The sequence below is a fragment of the Sphingobacteriales bacterium genome (genome assembly GCA_016706405.1).
Classification (GTDB): domain Bacteria; phylum Bacteroidota; class Bacteroidia; order Chitinophagales; family UBA2359; genus BJ6.
On record JADJJT010000002.1, the window covers coordinates 1,228,159 to 1,248,483 of the forward strand.

Annotated in this window: 12 protein-coding genes and 2 pseudogenes; 5 read left to right on the forward strand and 9 right to left on the reverse strand. The window is 40.8% G+C overall.

The window, feature by feature from the left end; translation table 11 throughout:
* Nucleotides 1-158 precede the first annotated feature (158 nt).
* The 4 genes and pseudogenes from IPI59_11165 to IPI59_11180 form a co-directional block, all read right to left on the reverse strand.
* Nucleotides 159-548 (reverse strand): annotated as a pseudogene (locus tag IPI59_11165) (type II restriction endonuclease).
* 13 nt (nucleotides 549-561) lie between these two features.
* Entirely contained in the window at nucleotides 562-1,626 is a 1,065-nt protein-coding gene (locus IPI59_11170; protein MBK7528092.1) for a 2-oxoacid:ferredoxin oxidoreductase subunit beta, read from the reverse strand.
* 99 nt (nucleotides 1,627-1,725) lie between these two features.
* Nucleotides 1,726-3,384, reverse strand: a complete 1,659-nt coding sequence (paaN, locus tag IPI59_11175) for a phenylacetic acid degradation protein PaaN (protein MBK7528093.1) — start codon at nucleotides 3,382-3,384, stop codon at nucleotides 1,726-1,728.
* Nucleotides 3,385-3,565: 181 nt separating this feature from the next.
* Complete coding sequence (locus tag IPI59_11180) at nucleotides 3,566-5,386, reverse strand: ABC transporter ATP-binding protein (GenBank protein ID MBK7528094.1); 1,821 nt, start codon at nucleotides 5,384-5,386, stop codon at nucleotides 3,566-3,568.
* Nucleotides 5,387-5,484: 98 nt separating this feature from the next.
* On the opposite strand from IPI59_11180, the gene rbfA reads away from it, so the two are divergent.
* The 3 genes from rbfA to IPI59_11195 are packed head-to-tail and all read left to right on the forward strand — an operon-like array spanning nucleotide 5,485 to nucleotide 6,761.
* The gene (gene rbfA, locus IPI59_11185; protein ID MBK7528095.1) at nucleotides 5,485-5,847 is read left to right on the forward strand and encodes a 30S ribosome-binding factor RbfA; all 363 of its coding nucleotides are present in this window, start codon (nucleotides 5,485-5,487) and stop codon (nucleotides 5,845-5,847) included.
* Between the two features lie 45 nt (nucleotides 5,848-5,892).
* Entirely contained in the window at nucleotides 5,893-6,432 is a 540-nt protein-coding gene (locus IPI59_11190; protein ID MBK7528096.1) for a DUF420 domain-containing protein, read from the forward strand.
* 41 nt (nucleotides 6,433-6,473) lie between these two features.
* Entirely contained in the window at nucleotides 6,474-6,761 is a 288-nt protein-coding gene (locus tag IPI59_11195) for a hypothetical protein (GenBank protein MBK7528097.1), read from the forward strand.
* Nucleotides 6,762-6,830: 69 nt separating this feature from the next.
* Here IPI59_11195 and IPI59_11200 read toward each other — a convergent pair whose 3' ends face one another.
* The 5 genes and pseudogenes from IPI59_11200 to IPI59_11220 all read right to left on the reverse strand — a co-directional run bounded on the left by IPI59_11200 (nucleotide 6,831) and on the right by IPI59_11220 (nucleotide 18,178).
* A complete protein-coding gene (locus IPI59_11200) occupies nucleotides 6,831-7,970 on the reverse strand; it encodes a hypothetical protein (protein MBK7528098.1) in 1,140 nt (379 codons plus the stop codon).
* Between the two features lie 24 nt (nucleotides 7,971-7,994).
* Nucleotides 7,995-9,005 carry a tryptophan--tRNA ligase gene (gene trpS / locus IPI59_11205; protein ID MBK7528099.1) on the reverse strand — a complete coding sequence of 337 codons (1,011 nt, stop codon included), beginning with the start codon at nucleotides 9,003-9,005 and terminating at the stop codon, nucleotides 7,995-7,997.
* An 87-nt stretch (nucleotides 9,006-9,092) separates the two neighbouring features.
* Nucleotides 9,093-10,507, reverse strand: a pseudogene (locus tag IPI59_11210) (MBL fold metallo-hydrolase).
* A gap of 142 nt (nucleotides 10,508-10,649) precedes the next feature.
* Nucleotides 10,650-13,058, reverse strand: a complete 2,409-nt coding sequence (locus IPI59_11215; GenBank protein ID MBK7528100.1) for a TonB-dependent receptor — start codon at nucleotides 13,056-13,058, stop codon at nucleotides 10,650-10,652.
* 257 nt (nucleotides 13,059-13,315) lie between these two features.
* A complete protein-coding gene (locus IPI59_11220; GenBank protein MBK7528101.1) occupies nucleotides 13,316-18,178 on the reverse strand; it encodes a hypothetical protein in 4,863 nt (1,620 codons plus the stop codon).
* A 475-nt stretch (nucleotides 18,179-18,653) separates the two neighbouring features.
* Between IPI59_11220 and IPI59_11225 the strand changes: the two genes are divergently transcribed.
* The gene (locus tag IPI59_11225; GenBank protein MBK7528102.1) at nucleotides 18,654-18,971 is read left to right on the forward strand and encodes a T9SS type A sorting domain-containing protein; all 318 of its coding nucleotides are present in this window, start codon (nucleotides 18,654-18,656) and stop codon (nucleotides 18,969-18,971) included.
* 78 nt (nucleotides 18,972-19,049) lie between these two features.
* Nucleotides 19,050-20,219, forward strand: a complete 1,170-nt coding sequence (locus tag IPI59_11230) for a T9SS type A sorting domain-containing protein (GenBank protein ID MBK7528103.1) — start codon at nucleotides 19,050-19,052, stop codon at nucleotides 20,217-20,219.
* The last annotated feature ends 106 nt before the right edge of the window (nucleotides 20,220-20,325 follow it).

Below are 20,325 nucleotides of genomic sequence, written 5' to 3' on the forward strand. Positions count from 1 at the left end.
AAAATGTATGATAAAGCTAATTTAGGGACAATCTTACACTTTTCTGCTTCTTTTACCAAGGTATTTAATACCGTTTTTCGACTTACTCCCAATACCAATTCTATATCTCGTATCCCAGAATTTCGCAGTATAAGGCTTATCCCAAATTACGCGATAGGATTTTTGTGGGTAATTCTTTCCCGTAAATAGTAAAGCACCAATTCCTGAAACGCTTTTACGTTTAGTTTTTTGGTGGTAATCATTTCGGTTTTGTTGGTTGGCTTTTTAGCTTCAATAATTACCCCAACGGTTGAGTTGGCATTTTGCCCGTTATGAATTACAAGGTCGTTGCGGCCTTTGGTATTTATAAAATGGTTTTGCTTGTAATAAGTGTCTTTAAGGAAGTCAGAAACTAAGTTTTTATGAAACTTTTCGCTTTCGGTGTCATTTATTCTGTCAAGTAAGGTAATAAGGTTAGCCTTGAAACCTTCAATTTCAACTCTGTTGAGTCTTACTTTTAAAAAGGCTTTGTTTAATGCCTTTCGTGGTTTCAATTCTTTTAAAATCATCTGCTTGTTTGGTTTATACTACCGTCCACGAATCAGTACCGACCAATAAGGCATTTAGGTTGCCTTTGCCCTTAGAAGCTGTTGTTTGGGTTATTTGTTCGGTTAGCTGGGCATCGTAGGCAGGGCGCTGGTGTGTATATATTACGCCAAATGGGCGCGGTAAAAAGCCGGGCGAGGCTTGGTCGCTGTTTAAGTCTGCTCCGGAAATGTTGGGCTGATTGGGGTCGTCAAAAAACCGCACTAATATTTGGGCTTTAAACAAGTCGGTTTCCTCGTGTACCCATAAATCGTTTACCGAATATGTCGAGCCTTCCGTTAAAGATACTACCTGTGGTTTATAACCATCTAACCGGATACCCCATTCGTTGTTATTGCCAAAGGTTAAAGGTTCGCCTTGTTGTAAAAACAGGCCATTGGCTTTTTTAGTAGTCGATTCGGTAAACACTTCAAAAGCACCATCGTTAAAAATATTGCAGTTTTGGTATATTTCAACAAACGAAGTGCCCTGGTGTTGGTTGGCACGTGTTAAAACAGCTTGCAGGTGTTTGGGGTCGCGGTCTAACGAGCGGGCAATAAAACTTCCATCGGCGCCCATCGCCAACGCTAAGGGGTTCAAAGGGTGGTCTATTGAGCCAAACGGCGTTGAGGATGTAATTTTTTGTGGTTCGCTGGTTGGCGAGTACTGCCCTTTTGTTAGGCCATAAATTTGGTTATTAAACAGCAAAACGTTAAGGTTTACATTGCGGCGCAATAAGTGCATGGTGTGGTTGCCACCAATTGATAAACTATCGCCATCGCCGGTAATAACCCATATACTTAAATTTGGATTGGCTAAGCGCAGTCCGGTAGCCACGGCAGTTGCCCGCCCATGAATAGAGTGTATGCCGTATGAATTTACATAATACGGAAACCGAGATGAGCAACCAATACCTGACACCATTACAACTTCATGTGGCTTAAATCCGGATTGGGCAAGCACGGTTTGCACTTGCTTCAAAATGGCATAATCGCCACACCCCGGACACCAACGAACATCTTGGTCGCTTGCAAAATCTTTAGCTGCTAATACAGTGCTCATTTCTATTTATTTATTGTTTAGTTAGTTAATTAATTAATAATTTATTATATTTTTGCATTTCAAAAGAATATGCTGTTTTTTCTACGATTTGATTTTGTTTTATTTTGGGCTTCTGTTGCCTACCCATACAAAACGGCGGGTAATAAAATTGCCATCGGTAAACGAGGCATTGCCTGCTGGGTTGCCGCCCGTAACATGAAAGTCGGAGAAAGCGGCGTGTTGATTTACAAAGGCAGCACCTACTAAATTTAACGATACAGGGGCAAACACGCGGTTTAACGTGTCTGTAATTTGTTGGGATTTTTCGGCGTTAGTGCAATACACCGAGTAAGTGATGGCACCATATTGTTTAACCATATCGGCAGCAATGGCCACCGACTCGGCGGTTGAGCTTGTGCGAACCACAATAACAATAGGGCCAAATAACTCTTGCTGGTATATTTCGGTAGCCTCGGCAGATACTTCTAATAATGTAGGAGCACAAATGCGTGCATTTGTAAATTCGGGGTTAGTAACCGCCGGAGGTGCCAAGGCAACGGTTGCCCCTAAATTGCCTGCTTGTTGCGCTCGCTGCAAGGTGTTTTGGTTTTGGATAGCCCCTAAAGTGCCGGGTCCGGCTTTGGGGTTTAGCACTAAACTTGCTATTTCGTTTTTAAGCAAATCAACCGCTTGGGCGTAACTTACCACCTCGCCATCGGCTATGGCAATACCATTGGCGGGAATAAATATATTTTGAGGTGCTGTACACATTTGCCCCGAATACAAACTAACCGAAAAAGCAATATTGCGCATTACTTCGCGCAAATCATGTGCCGAGTCAATAATAACCGCATTTATTCCGGATTTTTCAGTAAAAATGGTTTTGTTCGGAATGGCTTCTAAAAAACGGCCATAAGCACTTCCTCCGGTATAGTCAATCAAATTAATATCCGGATGTTGTGCCAATTCAGTGGTTATTGGGTGTTTGCTTTCATCGCTGGCTAATTGCACAATATTTGCATCGAAATTGGCATTTTGTAAAGTTTTTTGTAATTCGGCTACCACAATTGCGATGGGCATAATTGCCCCCGGATGTGGTTTTACAATGACAGTGTTTCCGGTAATTAAATTGGCATATAGGCCGGGCAAGGTGTTCCATGTCGGAAAAGTTGAGCAGCCTATTACTAAGCCAATGCCTTTGGATATGGCTTTAAATGATTTGTTCAGCACCAAGTTAAATTTGCCCATGGGTTTGTCCCAAACAATATTTTCGGGAAAACGAGTAAGCTCGGCATAGCCCATGGCAATAGTTTCTAAAGCGCGGTCTAAAGCATGTGGCCCCGATGCCTGAAACGACATCATAAAAGATTGGCCAGTGGTGTGTTGGGTGGCGTGCGCCAACTCAAAAAAACGGTTTTTAATTTGTTCTAAACTTTCAATTAACAGGCCTGCACGGGTTTGCACATCGGTGTTTTGCCATTGTTCGGCGGCTTTTTTTGCATTTTCGACTAATACGGCGGGCGGTGCAGTAGGGTAGGTGATACCTAAGGCTTGGCCGGTATAAGGCGATACTTCTTCGCCAATTACGCCGTTACTGCCTGTTTGAAGCAGCCCTTCGAAGGGTTTGTTCAGGGCGTTTTGGTAGGCTGTTTGGCCTACACCTGGGGCGTCAGGGCCATAAGCGCCCGGATGTTCGGGGTATTGTGCAAAAAAGGTGCGCGCAAAAACAGCTTTTACCGCATTTTCTAAAATAGATTGGTGTTTTTCAAATAAGGTCATGTATATATAGTGTAAGAACAGCGAAATGATTATTTAATGTTATTAAATTGCTTTAACCCACAGTATCACAATTTTAAAGGTGCAAAATTACCGCTTTTTTATGCTTTTAACACTAAATTTTTGTTTGTTAAGTAATTTTAGCTAAATAGTTTTTCGTATTTTTAAATGATTATAGTTTGTCTTACAACATTTGCAGCCGCACCATTTTTGCGTATTGCCCATTTAAAGCCAATAATTCGGCGTGGGTGCCTCGCTCTATAATTTGACCGTGCTCCATTACTAAAATTAGATGTGCATGTTGCACCGTTGCCAACCGGTGGGCAATTACCAAAGCAGTCCGGTCGTTGAGCAGGTTTTGCAGGGCGGCTTGTATTAGACGCTCGTTTTGGGCATCGAGTGCAGATGTGGCTTCGTCTAAAAGTAAAATTGAGGGGTTTCGCAGCAGGGCGCGGGCAATGGTTAGCCTTTGTTTTTCGCCGCCGCTTAATTTACCACCGCGTTCGCCAATAGTTGTGTCGTAATTATTGGGTAATTGTTTAATAAACTCGTGGGCATGGGCAATTTTTGCGGCTTCAATTACTTCGCTGCGGGTGGCTTTGCTGTTGCCAAGCGATATGTTAAAATGCACCGTGTCGTTAAATAATACAGGCTCTTGCGAAACCATTCCGGTTAATTGCCGCCACTCGGGCAGCGAGAGTTCGCGAAGGTCAATGCCATCAATCAAAATTTGCCCTTCGGTAACATCATAAAATCGCATTAACAAATCAATAATGGTAGTTTTTCCTGCCCCCGACTCGCCAACAATGGCAATAGTTTGCCCTTTTTTTAAGGTAAAATTGATATTTTTAACCGCAGGCTGGTTGCTGCCATAACTAAAGGATACGTTATTGAAGCTAATTTCGCGGGTAAATGCAGGCAAAACAATACCTTTTTGTTGTTCAACTATTGGTTCGGGGGCCTTTATTACCGCTTGTATGCGTTGCAACGAGGCCGCACCTTTTTGCAGTTGGTAATAAGCCGAAATTAAACCTTTTGCCGGCGGTAGTATTTGCGAAAAAATAACGACAAATAATATAAATTGCTCGGCGCTAAGGCTCGAATTTCCGGATAAAACCATACGCCCGCCGACATATAACGTTAGAGCTACAACGCAAATGCTTAAAAACTCGGTTAATGGAGAGGCTAAATTCCGGCGTTTCAAAATTTTCCGGAGCAATTTGTATTGTAACTGGTTTTGTTCGCTGTAACGATTTGTTTGTGCCTCGCTTGCTCCAAATCCTTTAATAATACGCAAACCTGATAATGCCTCTTCAACAATTGACAATAAAAAACCTAATTGATTTTGAGCTTGCTCGGAGCGTTTGCGCAGGTTTTTGCCAATCCGGCCAATAATTAGCCCTGTGAGAGGCAGTATAACCAGCACAAATCCGGTTAAACTTGGACTAATAAACAGCATCAGGCTTAAATTTGCTATTATGGCAATGGGATCGCGGGTGGCAGCCTCTACCAAACTCATAGCCCCAATTTGAATTTCTTGCACATCGTTGGTAAACCGGGTAATGAGGTCGCCTTTGCGCTCGTTGGTGAAGTACGACAAGGGCAAACGCAAAACTTTTTCAAACAGTTTTTGCCTTACATCGCGCAGAACGCTGCAATGTAAATTGGCCATTTTAAGGCTTGCTAAATATAAAAATAAGTTTTTAAGTAAAAAAACAACAATAATTATAACACAAACCCAAAAAAGTGCGGTGTTTTGCCCACCTGCGGCAATCAGTTGCCCCATTTTGTAATCGAAGGCGGCTTTAAACCACATAAGCGACCAGTTAAAAGCGGGCAAATTGGTAGTTATGGGTTGGGTGCCAAATAACATTTGTAAAAAAGGCACCATCATGGTTAGCGAAAGTACACTAAATACAATGGCCAACAAGTTTAAAATTACATTAGCAGCTACTAAACCTTTATATGGCTTTATATATTGGGCAATTTGCCGGTAGGTGTTCATTTCAGGCACAAAGTAAAGCAAAGTTTTTTGGCTATTAACAATTTTATGCCCTAACTTTGCATTTTATTAGGTAATGCTATTGCATTTATTATAATTTTATGGAAAGTATCAAACAACGACAGGTTGCCCATTTATTGGAAGAATCCCTTGCAGATGTGTTTCTAAGGCATGGACGGGAAGTGTATAAAACTGCATTTGTAACCATCACTAAAATATACGTAACCCCCGATTTATTGACTGCACGTATTTATGTGAGTATTTATAATGTGTCTGACAAAAATCAGGTACTCGAGCAAATAAATGACGGGAGCCATTTGATTAAACGGCATTTAACCCAGAAAATTCATAATAAATTGCGCCGGATGCCGGTGTTAGAGTTTTTCTTAGACGACTCATTAGATGAGGCAATTCGTTTAAATGATTTGTTTCAGCGACTAAACACCCCTCCCGCAACCGAGTAACCCCTTTATTTGGGTGCGTTTAATTGTATTGAATAAACTACAAATATGTCTTCTGAATTTTTTTCGCGCGAGCAAGTTTGGGCAAAAATTATTGTTTTAATTTCGGTTCTTGTACCAGTTTTAGTGGTTGCCTTGTTTTACCTTGCTCCGCCCGAGGTTAATACTTCATTTAATTGGAAGATTTTACCTAAGTTTCATGCTGTTTTGAATGGCACGGTAAGTTTGCTGTTGTTATCAAGCTGGTATTTTATCCGGAATAAAAAAGTAAAATTCCACAAGATATGTAATATAACGGCCTTAATTTTGTCGGCTGTTTTTTTTGTGTCGTATATTACTTATCATACTTTTACCGAAAGTACTAAATTTGGCGAAGAAGGGGCAATAAAATATATATATTATTTTATACTTCTTACCCATATTGTATTGGCAGCTATTATTTTGCCTCTTATTTTGTTTACCTTTCTAAGGGCATTTTCGGGAAACTTTCAGGCGCACCGAAAAATTGCACGTTACACCATGCCGTTATGGCTATATGTATCTATTACAGGCGTAATTGTTTATTTGCTAATTTCTCCGTATTATTAAACTTCGTTTTGTTTAGAGTAATAAAATAAAACAGATGGATTATGAAAAAATATGTAATACTATTAATCTTTTCTTTACTTTTTTTACTGCTATGTTTTGATGTAATGGCGCAATGTCCTATGTGCAAAAGCACTTTAGAGTCGAATATGAGTGCTGGCGGCTCGGCCGGGCGAGGTATAAACAGGGGTATTTTATACTTGTTGGCGGCACCTTATTTACTTGCAATGGCATTGGGTATTTGGTGGTGGCGCAACCGGCAAATAGTTAAGCGCCAACAAATTAAGGAAGAACAAACTTCGCAAGAGCCAACTAATCTTAGTAGCAACTAATATTTTATTTTTCAATATAACTGCTTGGGTAGTATTAATATCGGTGCCTAAATTTACCGCTACTTGAAATTACTTGTAATCAAAAAATATTTTAGTAGCGCCAAATCCATATTTCGCATCATAATCATTATTAAAATCGCACACTTGTGGATAAAATCTTAGGCGACTAAGTATTTCATCTCTAAGCCGGCCTTTGCCCAAGCCATGAATTACCACCATTGTTTTTTCGCGGTGTTGGATAGCGGCAGCAATTTCGCGGTCAAATACATCTAATTGAATTTTGAGTTTTTCGTGATTTTTTAAATGGGCAATTTTGCCTTCTACTAAGTTTTCGATATGAAGGTCAATAATGCGCAACTCGTGGTGCAATTTAACTTTGGGCTTATAATCGGGCTGTGTCTTTTGCTTAGGCTGCAAAACATCGTTTGTTAAGTTTTCTGTAGAAACTGGTGTTTCGTTTGCCATAATTGCACTTTTCGAGGCGGGCAGTTTATTGCAAAGTACAAATAACCATCCGGGCAAATTAATAATGTTTAGCGTGTTGGCAGGGCGATTAATCATTTTAACTTTTGGCGACTGCAACAATTCAAAATTGGGTCGTATGCCTTCAAGCAAATGGGTCAAATGACATAAAAATTTATAGCGTGGGGCGTAATTTAAATGACCAAACAGCAGATTGGGCAAATTTTGGGCGTTATTTGTAGTTAAAGTAAAGCGGCGTGTGTAGGCATCGTGGGGGCAAACAAATTCGGCGGTAATTTGTAGCGTGTAACCGCTATTGTTTATTAAATAAGGCGTAAAATGTACTATTTCGCCGTTCGCATCATAGGTAGCGACGTATGCCAAGGTTAAGCCGTTGTCTTTTTCGGGGTGGTAAGGGGCTAATGGGTTTTTTTTGCCCAAGTTTGGCTTGGTGGGTAAATTAGTTTGATTGTCGGGGTTTTGTTTGGCTGGTTCGACAGTTTTTGGCGGCGGCGATAATTGATGGGCAGGTGGATTTGTTGGTGTAGTTTTTCCGGAGATTTGTTTTTTATTGTTGTTCTCAATTTCGGGAGGTACAAAATCATCCGGAACTGCTTGCAGATGTTCTATAAAAACGGGTATTTCTTCGCCATCGAGTAATACAATAGCTACTTCACCGTCCTGAAATCCTACAATTTTTGCTATTTCGTCGGTAAAAATTATTTTTACAAAACTATTTATAAACACTAATCAATGCAAGGCTTAAACAGGCTAAGTAAAATAGTTAAAGCGAAGTAATTTTTTAGCTCCCTGTAATGTTTCGCTGGCGCTATGGCGGGCTTTTTCGGCACCCTCGTTTATTACTTTCTGCAAATAGGGCACATTTTGTTCGAGGTCTAAAATTTTCTCGCGAAACGGTGAAATAAACGCGGCCATGTCTTCGGCCAATTGTTTTTTTAGGTCGCCATACCGAATGGTGCAGTTGTTCCAGGTTGTTTCAAAATGGTCATAAGTATTTTGACTCGAAACAAGCTTCATTAAATCGAAAAGATTGCCTATGGCATCGGGTTTGGTTTGGTTGGGTTGAGTAGGCCCTGAGTCGGTAACGGCTCGCATCACTTTTTTCCGGATTAACTCGCTGTCATCGGTCATAAAAATAGCGCTATTTGGGTTCGCTGCCGATTTCGACATTTTTCCGGTATTGTCTAAGCTGGGAACACGCAATAGGTCTTCGCCAAAATTAAAGCCTTGTGGCTCGGGGAAAAACTGCGAATTGGTGTAATAGTTAAAACGCTGCGCTAAATTGCGGGTAATTTCTAAATGCGATTCCTGGTCTTTGCCCACCGGAACCTTATGTGCGCGGTGAATCAAAATATCTACTGACATTAAAACGGGATAAGTCAATAATCCGGCACTAATAGTTTTATTTTTGCTTTCCTGGTCTCGAACCTTATCTTTAAAAGTAGGTACTTTTTCTAACTCGCCTTTGTATGCTAAATTATTGAAAATACAAAATAGTTCACTAATTTCGGGAACTTGGCTTTGTATGTAAATAGTACACCGGTTAGGGTCTAAACCGCAGCCTATATAATTGGCTAATAATAGTTTTGTGTTTTTTTGAAGTTCGGAGGTGTCGAGGTGGGTGGTAAGCGAATGATAGTCGGCAACAAAAAAATAAGCTTTATAATTGTCTTGCATCCGCACATAATTCCGGATAGCGCCTAAATAATTACCTAAATGTACATATCCCGTTGGCCTCGACCCACTTAAAACAATTTCCATAAAAAATAATGCAATACAATGTAATATAAAGTCGCAAAATTACAGTTAATAGTTGGCAACTCAAAATTATTAACGGCTGATGCCGTATTACCCGTTAATTTCAAATGTTTCTCCGTTTTGGGGAATTTGCACGTTTTTAAAGCCTTGCTGCTCTATTTTTGTTTTAAAAGTTTTTGGGATTCGTACTCGCCATGTACTAAAAATATTTGCTGTAGGCGGTCGCGGTCTTGATTTTCAATAAAATCGAGCATTTCTTTTTGGTCGCCGTGCGCACTAAACGATTCTAAAATTTCTATGGTAGCATTAACATTAATTGTTTCGCCAAAAATACGCACTTCGGGTTCTCCGTCTCTGAGGCGGCGGCCTAAGGTGCCGGGCGCACAGTAACCAACCATTAAAACTGTTGTACTGGTTTTTTCGAGGTTGTTGCGCAAGTGGTGTTTTATACGCCCCGCATTGGCCATGCCCGATGCGCTAATAATAATACTGGCTTCGTTTTGGTAGTTTAGTGTTTTTGATTCTTCAACGCGCCGTATATAGCGCAGGTTTTGAAAGCCAAATGGGTTGGGGTCGGTTAGCATGTAGCGCATAATATCGGCATCAAAGCAATCGGGGTGCGACAGGTAAATTTGTGTAGCACTTGTAGATAAGGGGCTATCTACATAAACGGGCACACGCGGCAATTTGTGTTCGTGCTCTAATCTGTCTAAGGCATATATTAATTCTTGGGTCCGGCCTACGCTAAATGCCGGAATTAACAATTTACCGTGATTTTTTAAGCAAGTATCTTTAATAATTTTAAGCAAAGCATCGCGTTCATCGGGGTTCGATTTATGCAATCTGTCGCCATAAGTCGATTCGCAAATTAGATAATCGCAATGTGGCATGGGAATGGGGTCGCGCAAAATTGGTCTGTTGGGGCGGCCAATATCTCCGGTAAAACCAAAGGTTGTGGCGGGTTTGCCTTCTTGTTCAATTTTTAAGGTAACGCTGGCACTGCCTAAAATGTGGCCATTATCGCGGAACATTACTTTTACCTCGCTACAAATATTAAACGGGCGCTCGTAGGGCAAGGTTATAAATTGCTGCATAGCGCGGCGCACATCTTGCTCGGTATAAAGTGGTTCATCGTCTGTAGTTTCGCCGCCGCTTTGTTTTTTGTGTCTTTTGCTGTATTCGGTGTCGCGCTCTTGTATTTTGGCGCTATCTAAAAGTAAAATAGCGCAAAGGTCGCGGGTGGCATGGGTACAATAAATATTGCCTTTAAACCCATCGCGGACCAACATGGGCAGCCGTCCACAATGGTCAATATGGGCGTGCGATAAAACAACACAGTCTATTTCGTAGGGCTTAAAATGCCAACTTCGGTTTAAGTTTTGCAAATCTTCGTCTTGGCCTTGGTACAAGCCACAGTCAAGCAAAATAGTATAGCCATTATCTAAGATTAATAAATGACTGCTTCCGGTTACTTCGCGGGCGGCACCGCAAAACTTTATTTGCATTTTTATAACTATTTATTGTTTAGTTGTATGTTTACTTTCTGACTTGACTTACTTCTTGATAAATTGATTAATCGCTTATCCGGAGTTTTTTTTATCCGGATATTTTTTTCTATTTATACTAAATCTGTCAATTTATTAGGTGTTAAAATCTAAAATTCCAAGTTATGGCGGGTAATATCGGGAACAAAGATACTTGTTTTAGTTTAATATTAATGGGTTGGGTAATTAAACCTCCGTTGCTGTTGCCGCCTCCATTTTCGTTTTTAGGAAACTCGGGCGAGGCGTAAACAAAAAACGGGTTCATCCGGCTATAAACATTATAAATAGAAAAAGTCAGGTCGTTATAAAATTTGGGTTTGTCGGTCAAAATCAAAACTGCAGCTATATCTAAGCGGTGGTAAGGTTTTAGCCTGTAGCTGTTTCGGGGCATATCGTAGCTGGTATGAAGCCATCCGTCAAAAATAAAAAAGCCATTTGGCAAAGTTAGGGCTTGCCCTGTATTGTAAACCCAGGTGGCCGATATAGTCCATTTTTTCGATGCCTCAAAACTTGCTACTAATTCTACGTCATGGGTGCGGTCGTAGCGCGTAGGAAACCATTCGTTTTGGTTTAGGCTGGCAAATTGCCGCTCGGTGCGCGAAAAAGTATAGCCTAACCACCCGTTAAAGCGCCCTTTGGCATTTTTAAAAAACACTTCAACGCCGTAAGCCCTACCGCGCCCAAACACAAATTCATCTTCTAACTCGCGCCCTAAACTTGGCACATAACTATCTGAGTATTCAATTTGATTTTTTAAATCGCGGTAATACAACTCAGTCGATAACTCGTAAGTATTGTCGTTAAAATTATGAAAATACCCCAACGCATATTGCGAGCCGCGCTGTGGTTTTATGCGTTTTGTACTGGGCACCCAAAGGTCGGTGGGCAATGTTGAACCGCTATTTGACACCAAATGAATAAATTGGTTGGTAAGTACCCAACTGGCTTTTATGGAATTGTTTTTACCTAAGCCAACACGCATTGAAACGCGGGGTTCAAAACCCCAGTACTTAACAATTGGTTCGCCTTTTTTATAGTTTAAAGTGTCTATTATGGTGTTTTGGTTGCCAAATTCAATGCGCCTGTAAGGGCCAACTTGTTGGTAAAATGTTGTGCGAACGCCGTATGCAATTTTAAATTTTTCTGAAATTGCCCAATCATCTTGGGCATAAGCAGCTATTTCGTGGGCATATTGTTTATTAAGCGAATCGGTTTGAAAAACAGTTTCTCCAACAGTGGCATTAACCGAGTAAGGCGTGAATCTGTGCCAGGTATAGTTAATTCCGGATTTTATTTTATGCAGCACACTCGGAAAATGGTCAAGGTCAATTTTTGCATTCCAATCTCTAATATTAGTATGAAATTCAGAGTTAAACTCGTCAAAAGATGAGTTTGCCCCAAAATAATAGTCGTTGTAAATTGCCGAAGTGTTGATAAATGTTTTTTTGTTTAAGGTGTGATTCCAGCGCAAAGTAGTTGTAGTGTTGCCCCAAGGCATCCGGAAACTAAAGCCGTCAGTAGAGCTATAATTAAAAACATCTCGGCCAAAATATCCGGATAAATACAAGCGGTCTTTGTCCGAAAAACGATAATTTACCTTTGCATTAAGGTCGTAAAAATAGTAGCCTGTTCCGGCAAATTCGGTATTTTTAATAAATGGTTTAGCCAATAAATCAACATAAGTGCGCCTGCCCGTAACTAAAAACGAACTTTTTTCTTTTTGTATAGGGCCTTGCACCGTAAGCCGCGATGAAAGGGTGCCAACGCCGCCATCGAACTGGTATTTTTTATTGTTGCCCTCTTTCATGGTAACGTCCACCACCGATGACAACCGGCCTCCATACTCGGCGGGCATACTTCCTTTGTGGAGGGTTGTATTTTTTATGGCATCGGGGTTAAACACCGAAAAAAAGCCCAATAAATGGCCGGTATTGTAAACAACGGCTTCGTCTAAAAGCACTAAATTTTGGTCGGGGCCGCCCCCGCGCACGTAAAAACCTGCGTTTAAATCGCCCGATGAGCTTACGCCCGGCAGCAATTGCAGGGTGCGCACCACGTCCACCTCGCCTAATAAGGCAGGCAGAGATTTAATTTTTTCGATACTAAGCTCTTGTTTGCCCATGTCGGTGCTTTGTACATTTTCGTCGGCGCGTTTTGAGGTAACCACCACCTCGTTTTTCATGATGCTGGTGCTGGGTAAATCAATATTTAAAGTTTGGTCGGCGGTAAGGTTTAAGGTAATTTGTTGGGTTAAATAACCAATGTACGAACATTCAAAAGTGTATTGGCCAGTTGGAATTGTTATGGAGTAAAAACCGTAAACATTGGTTGCTGCCCCCTGTTGCCGGTTTGCAGCGTTGTAAACATTAGCACCAACTAAGGTTTCGCCATTGGTAACATCGCGCACATAACCGCTAAGGGTTACTTTGGTGTTGGCGGTTTGGGCTATGGTGGCAAATGGTGCGACGGTAATTAGGCTAATAAATAGTAATATAAAGTGAAATGAGCGCATTTTATAAATTAAAGCAGTAAGTTGGGTTAGATTTTATTTTAACCAAATATGATTAATCTAAACAAACAATTTTACTAAGGTTTGGTTTAGACGGAACTTAAATAAAGTAATGCTTTACGACCGTGTTAAACATTAATTTTTTGATTTGAAATTAAACCTATGCCTCGAATTAAAAAACCTTAAAAGCGTTAGTACTAACACTTTTAAGGTTTTTACTTAGCCTTAACTATCCGGATGATGCGGGCTGTATATAGGCTTTATTCGTCGCCGGTACCAAAATCAATTCCATCTTTTTTCTTTTTTTTCTTTTTATTTTTCTTTTTGCCTTCTTTTTCTTCAAACTCTTTAATTTTTTCTAATACTTTGTTCCGTTGCAAGTCTTGTTCAGCTTCTTGTTCGGGGGTCAGCTCTTTTTTGGGTTCTTCGGTGGGTGGGGTTGCAGGAGGGGTCGTGTCGCCACCGGTGCTGGGGTCGGTTGTGGTATTGCTGGGGTCGGGTGGGGTAGGGGTGGAGGTTGGTTGGCTGGCGTTGGTGGTATCGGCGGGTTGCGTTGGGTCGGGAGTGGGCATTTCGGGTTTGGGCTTAATATTAGCGGGTTTGGGTTCGGGAACATCTTCGACCGAGCCTTTCATGCGGCCAACAAATTGGTTGCGTTTAAGCATGGGTGCCAGTTTGTATTGGTAAATTAGTCCTGTTTTTTTATCTTCTAAGGTGCGGTCTTTTTCTTTAGCGTCCGAAATACCTTGGTTAAATGTTGGGTCGGCGCTAATTACGCGCATTTGGCCTTTTGTATAGGTAAAATAATACCATTGCCGGCCACCGCCCTCTTGAGGTTTGGTTTCAAAGTACAGGTCAAAATAGTCGCCGCTACGCCTAATGCCAATTTCTATATAGCCGTCCACCATCCGGTTAATATATTGGTCGCCAATATAAGCCACACCTATTTGCCCCACGCTGCGAATGGTTCGGGTCGAGGTATCCCAAACCATTGTTACGTTGGTTAGCAATAATGTTTTATCTAAGCCTTTGTATCGCTCAGAAACATAACCCATTTGGTTTAACATCCGTTTAACGTCATCCATTTTATCTTTTGGGACTAATTGAATAACCGATTTGATACTTTCATCGGTGTATTTAATTTCCGGATTATCGGCTGATGAGGTTCGCAACACACTTGCCATATTGGCTATTAATTTTTTATCGAACATAAAATCAATAGCCATCGTTATGTTTTTAAAATCGAAGGTTTTAGCTTTAAGGTCGTTGTCAATTTTTCCGGATACTTTAAAATCAACTAAGCCATATTTGCCTAAATTCATAGCTCCTTCTGTGCTAAGGCTGCTTTTGTCATCGCGCAGGGTGTACAGTTCTCCGTAGTCATTAACGCCCAATACACGCTCTTTGGTGCCTACTTTATAGGTATTGGTTGCGGGGTCAAATTGTAATTCGCCGTTGGTGTTAAATACGTTTACGTCTAAGGGGGTACGTTTATTAAACAAAAAGGTGGGGTAAAGTTCCAACGCATCCATATCTTGCGATATACCAAAAGTTAAAGTGTCGTTGCGTTCGCCTATGGGTGCTGTTACATCAATTTGCACATTGTCGGGGTTAATGTCGTCTTTAAGTTTAAACCATTTCGAGTCGATATAATCTTTCGAAACAAGGTCGAGTTTGGCTAAACCGTCAAAAATAAGATACTGTTTGCGCGAGTCTAAATTTACTTTGCCTTTATAATCAATCCGGCTGCTTAGTTTAAAACTTCGTTCTTCCGGAATTTTAGCTTCGGCAAAAGTGTAATAGATATCGCCCTTTTTTTCTTCGTCTTTCAGCGAGGTAATCTCGTCAAAAACAATTTTTTGCTTTTTTAAACCTTTTACTTTAAACTGGTAGGTGCCGTTGCCTTTAAAAACGTAAGCGCTTTTAATGTCTAAGGTACAGTCTTCTAACGAGTGGTATTCGTTTATTTTATCGGTTACCATTAGGGCGTTTTTTAGGGTTTCAATAACGGCTCCGGGCTTAATGTTTACCTGGGTATTATCGGGGCGAATTTTGGCGTCGCCTACTACAATATAAGGTACACCGTCCACTTTAATGGTATTGTTGGCAATATCAACAACTGCCCCTGATGCTTGGTATTTAAGGCCGGCCTGGTCGGGGTGGGTCGATTCAAAAACAGCCTGATTGGGGTCGTCGGGCATACGCAGGTTAATTATGTTTTCGTTCATTAACCAAATATACTCTTTGGCGGTGGTTTTGTAATCGTTAAAAGGCAGGGTAATGGGTATATTGTCGCCGTTTGCGGTAAATTCGCCCGTATATTTTTCCATATCAACTTTCGAGCGCACGTTGTACGAGTTGAAGGCTACTTTGGCAATATCTTTGTTTTTAATAACTACGTCGCTGGTATCGGCTTTAAACGAGTTGGCCAAACAAACAAACTCGTTGCTTCGCAGGGCGGCCTCGCGGAAGTTTAATATGCCGTTGGCTTTTAAACCATTTTCGCTAATAAGCAATTCGCCTTTAAACCCAATTTTTTCGTCGTACAGTGTAAAAGGGGTGTCTTTCATTATTATGTGCATCCCGTCGGCTTTGGGCAGCCATTTCATGCGCACTTTGGCATTGTAGCCGCTCGGAAATTCGGGTCGGGTGGTTTGTTTTTTCATTTCGAACAAATCGCAGTTGGCTAAGGTTGAGTCGGGTAAAAACTCGTATTGCTGCGAGGTAAACTTGCTGGTCATATAACTTATTTCGCCCGTACCGCGCAATCCGGCGCCGCTCATTTGTATATTGCCCGAATATTTGCCTTTAGCGTAAATTGGCATTGCATTGGCTTCGGTTTCGCGCTCAAACCCTAAGGTGAAATCTTTTCGGAGGGATGAGATTTGGTCAAAATCCGGAAAAATGCCGGCGGTTTTCATTGTTCCCGGAAAACTCATTAAATCGGGTGTTAATTCATCTAAATCGTTAAAGGTGAATGGTTTTAGTTTAAAATAAAACTGGTCGCGTTTGTATGCGCCGTTATACAGGTTTTTATCGTCGTAATAAATATACGAGTTGCCTCGGCTGGTAAAACTTGGGTAATCTTTTAACATCTCGCGCCCCGATTTATTGTCGGGTCGGTCAATACTAAGGGTTCCGGAAATGTCGCGAATGGGTGTTTTTACTTGCGATACATTGCCGTCAATGGTGGGTTGTTTGCCTTCGGGGTCTTTAATGTACATTAACATTTGATTTACTGTATCCATGTTAATATTAAATTTATCGTAGTCGAAGTGCATATTTTTGCCTACAAAGTCCACATTTCCGGCTAAAATAGTGCCGTCAATATCCATATTTCGATTTTGACTAACCCGTACAAACCCTTTTGCGGGCTGCATAATAACTTTTTGCGAGTCGCTAAGGGTTACTTGTTTAACGCCGGTTACTATTAGCTCTTGGGTGGTAAGGTCAAGTTGGGCGTTGTCTTGTTTGGTTTCCGATTTAATGAGGATCCGGTCGAAATCTGTTTTTTTGCGCCTTGCTTCAATATATAATTTGGTTTTTTCGCGCAGGGTAATCATTTCTGTTTCCGGATTATAAAAAACAAATCCATCGGCAACCATATCAAAAACGGTACTTAGCACAGCCTGTTTGTCGTAGCGTGCATTAAAGGCGCCGGCAAAATCTTGAATTGGTATTTGGGTTTGCCCACCTTCAACATAACCTTTAAGGTACAAAATAGGGTCTTGGTCGCTGTAGGCGGTGTATTTGTACAGTCGTTTAGGCTCGTAAAGGTTAAATGATTCAAAAATTACCGTATTATCTTTAAGCAGCGATACAACTTCAAAATTAATGACGGGTGTAGTTGTTTTCCACGAAACAGCATCAACGTTGGCTTCAAGGCGGTGATACGATGAAATGAAGGCAATTTGCGCGCTTGCTTTGGCATCGCGCACCAAACGAAGCTCTTTGTTGGCTATATCGTAGCGCAAGTTTACGCCTGGGTGGTAAATAGAGTCGTTTTTACCAAAATACAACGAAACAGCAGTTTGTTGGGCGTTAATTTCGCTTGCTTCTTTTACGCCAAACCGTTTTGAGTACGAGCGCAAAATTAATTTTCCTTTGTCGTCAAAAAAGTCCATCCGGCCTTTGTTTTCTTCGGTTCCAAAGCCAATTAGTTTAGGGCCTTCGAGGGCAAAACCGCCGTAATATTTTATTTGGTTTGAAAAACCGGTAATATTATGGTTTAAATCGGTTGATGTAAACTGTGGATTATCGTAAACACCGCTTACTTTGGTTGCAATTTGGTCGGTAAGGGTGCCTTTAATAGGTGTGTTAAAATATTTGCTGTAAGTTAATGTTACGTTTTCGGCTTTGTAACCACTTTGTTTGGCTTCAATTACATATTTGTCTAAGGTGGCATAAGCTGTTGCCGCGGGTATGCCGTTGCGCTCCCAGGTAACACGTCCGCCCTCGCCGCGCCAAATATTGCTAAGCGGCCAATAGCTGCCTTTAGTGTCGGCAATCATTATTGAATCTTTGTTAAAGGTGGCACCTATTAGCAATACTTTGTTGAAACTTACGCTGGGCGTATCATTTTTTAGGGCAAAAGTATAAGCATCGGCCTGAAAAGCCCAGCGTTTGCCGCCGGCATCGTAAAAACTGCGTTTGGCAAAAAAACGCTCCGAAAACTCCATAAATTCATCTAAAGCTTTGGTTTTACCGCGCACCGATTTCTCGGCCATTTTTTTAATAATATCGTTCCATGTGTTAAATTGGGTGCTTACCCATCCTTTGGCAATTAAATTATTAATTACCGTTAAATACGAGGTGTGGTTGGGGTGGATGCGCAGCCCAATATTTTCCATTGCATTAAGCGTGGCAATAATATCTTGTAATTGTGTGCTTTTGATAGTGCCCGCTTTGCACGAGGCAACAAAAGTTGTTACGGCTTCGCGCGTGTCGTTGCGGGTGGTTTTTTCGGCACGCTCGGTTAAATTGGCGTAAAACTCATCGGCATTGGTAGGAAAAAGATTGACCTTTTGAGCTGAAACGGGCTGCCACCCTGCCAATAAAAATAAGAACAAAACTAAAGCCGGCAATGGTTTCCGGATATTAGAGTTAATTTGGTTAAACAACATAGAAAAATAAAACAAAATAGAAATGCTGTGGTTTTCGGAATTTTCTTTTAAAGATAAAACGCAAAAATAAGGTAAATAGTGTGGAATTTAGCATTTAAACGCAAAGCAGGTTTAATAATGGACAAAAACTGGCAAAAACTGCTTGCGTTGTTTTTTTTTATCCGGAAAAAATGATGAAGTAATAGCGGATAAAAATCAAGCTAATTATTTAATCCTAAAAACGATGAATTGAGCCTGCCGAAATCGCTGAATTGAGCTTGCCGAAATTTCATAGTTCAAGACGCTTTTTTATCTCAACTTTTTTGCAACTAAATAATAAATACGTTAAATTTGCCCTTGGCTCATATAGTTGTTCATTTTAAATTTTTAGAATTATGCCTAACAAAGACAAAAAGCTGTTTCAATACAGCCAGGCGTTAGTTGGTAAATTAACCAACACATTATTTACTTTTACATATGTGGGGGGGCTAATATAATGCGCTATAATTTAACCATTGACAACGCAGCTAACTGCGTTATAGAAACAGAAGACGGCGAAAGTGGTAAGCAAGAATATAATAGTCACGAACCACCCCTCAAACTATGGGCAAATAATGGCACTTTATATCTGGCGCAACAGCTTGCAGCAACCGAACTGCGTTTGTTTAATATGGCGGATAAATTGGTTTGGCAAACCCCAATAGCAAATTCAAATGAGCTACCAATACCAGGCCATTTGCCCAATGGTCTATATTGGTATAGCGTACATACTGCTACTAATACAGTTGAAACCGGAAAAATAATTTTACAATAAACATTTAGTGCTATTCTTATTTGCTTGTTGTTTACAGCAAGCAAATAAGAATCAGCACTTGTACAAACTATTATTTTTATGAAATTATTTTTATTATTGGCTTGGCAAGCCACTATACATTTTATAAACCCATCATTTGAGGGTGTTCCAAGAAATGATATATGGGAAGATACAATAGCATTAGGTTGGGATGTTTGTATGCCAACCCCCGATTTAGGTGGATATTATGATTTTGCATTAATTAAGCCAACAGATGGACTTTGTTATATACAAATTGCTCATTTTCCTGACTGGGGAAACGAAAGTTTTATGCAAAAACTTAGTTGCCCCTTAGTTGCCCACTGTCAACATACTTTTTATGTAGATGCGTACCGCGCTTTTACCGGAAAATCGTCGAATGTGCTTAATGGCAATTTATTTTTATGGGGGGGTATGCAGCCCTGCGCTAAAGACCAACTGCTTTGGGCGGGCACAAAATCGGGTTCTAGTTTAGAAAGCAGTATGTGGCATAAAGATACTATTACCTTTATACCCAACCAACACTACCCCTATATGCTATTTGAGGCAGGTGAGGTAGACCCCAACATAACGTCAGCAGTAATGCTTGATAATTTATCACCCATTTATATAGATACCAATCCCGCTATTGATTTACAAGCAGAGAACACCACTATTTGCAAAGACAGTTGCACAATAATATGGGTTCCCTCAAATAGTTTCGATAAAAGTTTATACACCATTACATGGATCAGTATTCCCGAAGGGTATAGCAACAATCAAAACGTATCGGGGGTTACGGTTTGTCCCACAGAAAACACCTATTATGTGGTTTATGCCACTAATAAAAAATGTAATAGCCTTGTGTTAAGCGATACCCTATTGCTAACTGTAAAAAAATGTACCCCCCAAGATACCACCACCAATCCCCAAGACACCTTTGGCTACCAACCCGTAAAAGGGGCTACGCGCTACAAGCCGCCGGATGGGTGGGCTTTGTTTCCAAACATAGTTGCGGCGGGTGGTTCGGTTAATATACACGCGCCCCAAGCAGGGCAGTTGGCTTTGTACAATACTCTGGGGCAGTTGGTTTGGTCGGTTGTCGCTATTCCATCCGGATATAATGCTTACAATTTGCCCAATAATTTAGCCCAAGGCATCTATTATTACCATTTCACGCCAAACAATCCGGAAGAAGAAAAAAAACCTGTCATCATGGGTAAAATTTTGTTGGTGGGCGGCGGTGGGTAAAACTGAACTAAATCTTGTTAATCCTATAATCCTAAAAATCATGGTTCAAGACATTTTTTTACCCCCCCTTGCAAATATAAAAAAATGCGTTAATTTTGCAAATGAC

What these genes read in the sequence shown, in the direction of transcription:
- IPI59_11170 (MBK7528092.1), bottom strand. Translation starts at nt 1,626, where the DNA reads ATGAGCACTGTATTAGCAGCTAAAGATTTTGCAAGCGACCAAGATGTT.
- paaN (MBK7528093.1), bottom strand. Translation starts at nt 3,384, where the DNA reads ATGACCTTATTTGAAAAACACCAATCTATTTTAGAAAATGCGGTAAAA.
- IPI59_11180 (MBK7528094.1), bottom strand. Translation starts at nt 5,386, where the DNA reads ATGAACACCTACCGGCAAATTGCCCAATATATAAAGCCATATAAAGGT.
- rbfA (MBK7528095.1), top strand. Translation starts at nt 5,485, where the DNA reads ATGGAAAGTATCAAACAACGACAGGTTGCCCATTTATTGGAAGAATCC.
- IPI59_11190 (MBK7528096.1), top strand. Translation starts at nt 5,893, where the DNA reads ATGTCTTCTGAATTTTTTTCGCGCGAGCAAGTTTGGGCAAAAATTATT.
- IPI59_11195 (MBK7528097.1), top strand. Translation starts at nt 6,474, where the DNA reads ATGAAAAAATATGTAATACTATTAATCTTTTCTTTACTTTTTTTACTG.
- trpS (MBK7528099.1), bottom strand. Translation starts at nt 9,005, where the DNA reads ATGGAAATTGTTTTAAGTGGGTCGAGGCCAACGGGATATGTACATTTA.
- IPI59_11215 (MBK7528100.1), bottom strand. Translation starts at nt 13,058, where the DNA reads ATGCGCTCATTTCACTTTATATTACTATTTATTAGCCTAATTACCGTC.
- IPI59_11220 (MBK7528101.1), bottom strand. Translation starts at nt 18,178, where the DNA reads ATGTTGTTTAACCAAATTAACTCTAATATCCGGAAACCATTGCCGGCT.
- IPI59_11225 (MBK7528102.1), top strand. Translation starts at nt 18,654, where the DNA reads ATGCGCTATAATTTAACCATTGACAACGCAGCTAACTGCGTTATAGAA.
- IPI59_11230 (MBK7528103.1), top strand. Translation starts at nt 19,050, where the DNA reads ATGAAATTATTTTTATTATTGGCTTGGCAAGCCACTATACATTTTATA.